Source organism: Bacillota bacterium, assembly GCA_018333655.1.
GTDB lineage: Bacteria > Bacillota > UBA994 > UBA994 > UBA994 > BS524.
On sequence record JAGXTJ010000047.1, the window covers coordinates 1 to 3,257 of the forward strand.

Below are 3,257 nucleotides of genomic sequence, written 5' to 3' on the forward strand. Positions count from 1 at the left end.
GGAGCTTACGTACTCTTCTCATCCGAGGGATCCTGTTCTTGTCCCAGTCCTTGCCTAGCACGTGTATGAAGAAAAACCTAATTGAAGAAATGTAGGTGTTGATAGTTCCGGCGGATAGCCCTTTCTTCTGCTTGAGGTACAAGATGTATTCTTGAACATCTCTTGTCACGGCTTCGTCCGGGCTCTTGTCCCTTGCCTGCAAGAACTCGTTGAATGCGATTACCCGGCGAGCATATGACTCTCGAGAGGACGCTGGCGTTCCCTTTAACTCAAAGTATAACTCGAGCTCCTTACTGATGTTAAACATACAAACCCCTCCTAAAACGTAATGCCGCCCCGGTCATTACGCTTAGGAGGATCTCTCGACTTACAGTTGACGTGGCAGAAGGGCGACAGTTGTGGTATGATCATCATGCGAAAAGGCTCCCCTTTGTATTGTTTTGTTTGGCGATTAAACAATACCACAAAAGGGGTTGCCTTTTCGTTTTATTCTTTTAAGTTAAGCTATCGCGACAGCGATTTCGTTCTTCCTTGTACACCAAGCCCAATGATGACCCTCGCTTGTCTACCAAAACACCTCGTGGCTCAAAAGCTTGGAGAAAGGTTTATGCCAGGCGCACTACCGCCGAACGTGCTATTGAGCGCATTCTGGTGGGTTATGATATTGAGCACTTACGTTTCCGAGCAGAGAAGCGTTGGTTCTTTGTAGCTTCTCTGGCCGCGATAAACATGCACCTAGGGAATTTGCGTTCCCTTTGACGCTCAGGTGGCTGCGCTCAAACAACCGCTCTTTACCAAATTGGGGCTAACTCAAGCGGCTACAATAGTAGTTCCTCAGCACCTCTTTGCGCGGTCTAGACCCTGTCGGTCTCATCTTGCCACCTACCCACGCACTGGACCACCTGGCGGTGGCGGAGGTGGGTCGACCAGAGGGATAATCACTGCTGCCTGTGTCCCCGCTTCACCGTAAATGTAGTGGTGACCAAGTGAATTCTTACTTACAGTGGCACACAACACTATGACGAGCAGACCCACAAAGGCGACTAATTTCTTCATACGAATCACACTCCTTGTTCACTCTGTCTAGATTATACCGTTAGTAAGCGTTTTGCGTTGCTAGCTTTTTTCTCAACCAACCGCTGTGTTCAACAAAGGGAACAGGGGCAACGCCGTGGTTTTTCGGGCATGCTAGCCACTAGACATCCATAATATGACATCTGGGCCTGTATAAGGGCGTAGTCATCCCTTGGCGCTGATGCTAGGTTTTTGATTCGATTAGACCAGCAACTCTACGCTGCCTTCACTAGGCTCCGCATTTTATCGTGCTGATTTGCTCTTATTCGTCCTACGGCCATTGCCAGCATTACGGCCAGCGCTAGCGTGCACCGCATTGTCATTTTTCGCAACCCACGGATAAAGTGCTTCTCAAAGCCATAGCCCTCATCCAGACGGCTGTTCACCCTTTCAACCGCAGTGCGCTTCTTGTAGTAAGTCTCCCATTTGTAGCTAGAACGGGCTAGCGGGGTGAAAATACGCCGGTTTTCCGCTAGGGGAATGCGCACCCCTCCGCGCTTGCTACACTGTCCTTCCCCTTTGCAGGAAATGCCGTAATGCATGGCAGGACAACGGTATTTCAGTGTCTCGCGATCCTTCTCAAACCCACCAAACGCCATCTCTAATCGTCTGCCAGTCGCCGGGCAATAACAATAGACCGTGCCCTTGTAGTCGTAAACGACGTTCCCCTTATCACCTAGAAGCCGCGTATCTTCGCCGTCCCGCCACATATTGCGGATGTCAATAACTGGCTTAACGCGATGCTCATCCCAAAGCTTTGTCAGGAGGTCAGTGTCATCGTATCCTTTGTCCGCTGTTAAGACTTCACAGCGCCTTATGATCTCCGGCTGTTGGTTTGCTAGCCTGTCAATTACCTTATGTCCCTCGTTTATGTCGGCAACAGCTGCTTTTGTTACGGAAAAACCTACTGGCAACTCATAGGTAGCGTCTACTAGAAGGTGAAGTTTATAGCCAAACCAGATGACTGTTTTTTGCCACAGGGTGCCGTCTTCTCTGCGTCCGCGGTACTCTTTCCTGCCGAAGTCGGCATCTGTATCTCGCCGTCCATCTTGGCGCTCATCATTTGGCCTTTTGGATAGACTGTGGATTGCCTTGCTGTCGATGGCTAAAACTCGCCCGAGATCCGGCAACAAACTACTTGCGTCCTCTACCAGTCGCGCAAAAATACTTTCCAGCTCATCAAGATGCACCATCAGCTTCCGGCAAAAACGAGTGTATACGCAAGCCGGCGGGACCGCTCGCTCTCCTCGCCACGGGTCAAACCCACAAATCTCACGTAGCTGCGCATTGCGCCGCAACTCACGCCGCAGGCTTTCAATGGAGGGGTGCTGGTAGACTATGCCCGCTAGGATTGAGTTCCAGACTGCACGGATGGGGTATTCGTTCCGGCCATTGGCACGTTCGCGCTCTAGCGTTTTCATCAACTCTTCATCTGGAAGCGCAGTAATCACTAGTACCAGACGCTCCAAATCTCCAAGTTCATCGACTTCTTGCCACCCAAAAAATTGCTTCTGTGGTATAATGGCCATGAAGGGAACCTCCTTTTTGCTCTGCGTTCTTTTTGTTTGACAAGAAAGTATTCGCCAGAGGTAGGGGGTTTCCCTTCATATTTCGAATATTATTTCCCTTTTCTTCTGATTTTTGCCTTGGGGTCAATTTTACTGTAGCTAAACGTCCTTGCCCCAAAAACCCTCGCTAACGCTAGGTTGTGCTGGGGTAAAATAAATCTACCACAGCCTCAAAACGCCCTATCTACCGTCCTTTCTGGACATCGCAATTAGGTCGCATAACTGGCCTCCTTTGATTTTCTGTATATATCATAGCAGAATCGCTTGCGTCTGATGCACAAGTCGTGTTATAGTAACGGAGCGTCTTCGGGCGAGCAATGAATTGCAGCTCTCGCAACAAAGTCTTCTGAGAAAAAGTGGCTGCAAAATTCCTGTTGACGAAGTCATCTGTACGTGTTATGATTACAAACGTCGCCGCAAACAGACGGCAGGCTTTGAACCTTGAAAACTGAACAATGCAGACGAGCAGTTACCTCTTAGCGGTGCGCAAGCGCTGCGCAGAGAATAATTGCGAAGATGAAAATCGCAAACTACTCGTAAGAGTAAGTAAAACAAGCAAGTGTTTTTCGAAGCGAGCCTATCGCTTTTCGATAAAAACTTTATCGGAGAGTTTGA

3 protein-coding genes are annotated in these 3,257 nt (G+C 49.2%); all 3 read right to left on the reverse strand.

From position 1 onward, the window contains the following. Positions 1 to 307, reverse strand: a 307-nt coding sequence (locus KGZ92_09090; GenBank protein ID MBS3889417.1) for a phage integrase N-terminal SAM-like domain-containing protein, incomplete at its 3' end; no start/stop codon positions are given. 575 nt (positions 308 to 882) lie between these two features. Continuing rightward, positions 883 to 1,056, reverse strand: coding sequence for a hypothetical protein (locus KGZ92_09095; protein ID MBS3889418.1), 174 nt, complete (start codon positions 1,054 to 1,056; stop codon positions 883 to 885). Positions 1,057 to 1,289: 233 nt separating this feature from the next. Beyond that, on the reverse strand, positions 1,290 to 2,603 hold the full coding sequence (locus tag KGZ92_09100) for a transposase (GenBank protein MBS3889419.1): 1,314 nt from the start codon (positions 2,601 to 2,603) through the stop codon (positions 1,290 to 1,292). Positions 2,604 to 3,257: the final 654 nt, after the last annotated feature.

What these genes read in the sequence shown, in the direction of transcription:
- KGZ92_09095 (MBS3889418.1), bottom strand. Translation starts at nt 1,056, where the DNA reads ATGAAGAAATTAGTCGCCTTTGTGGGTCTGCTCGTCATAGTGTTGTGT.
- KGZ92_09100 (MBS3889419.1), bottom strand. Translation starts at nt 2,603, where the DNA reads ATGGCCATTATACCACAGAAGCAATTTTTTGGGTGGCAAGAAGTCGAT.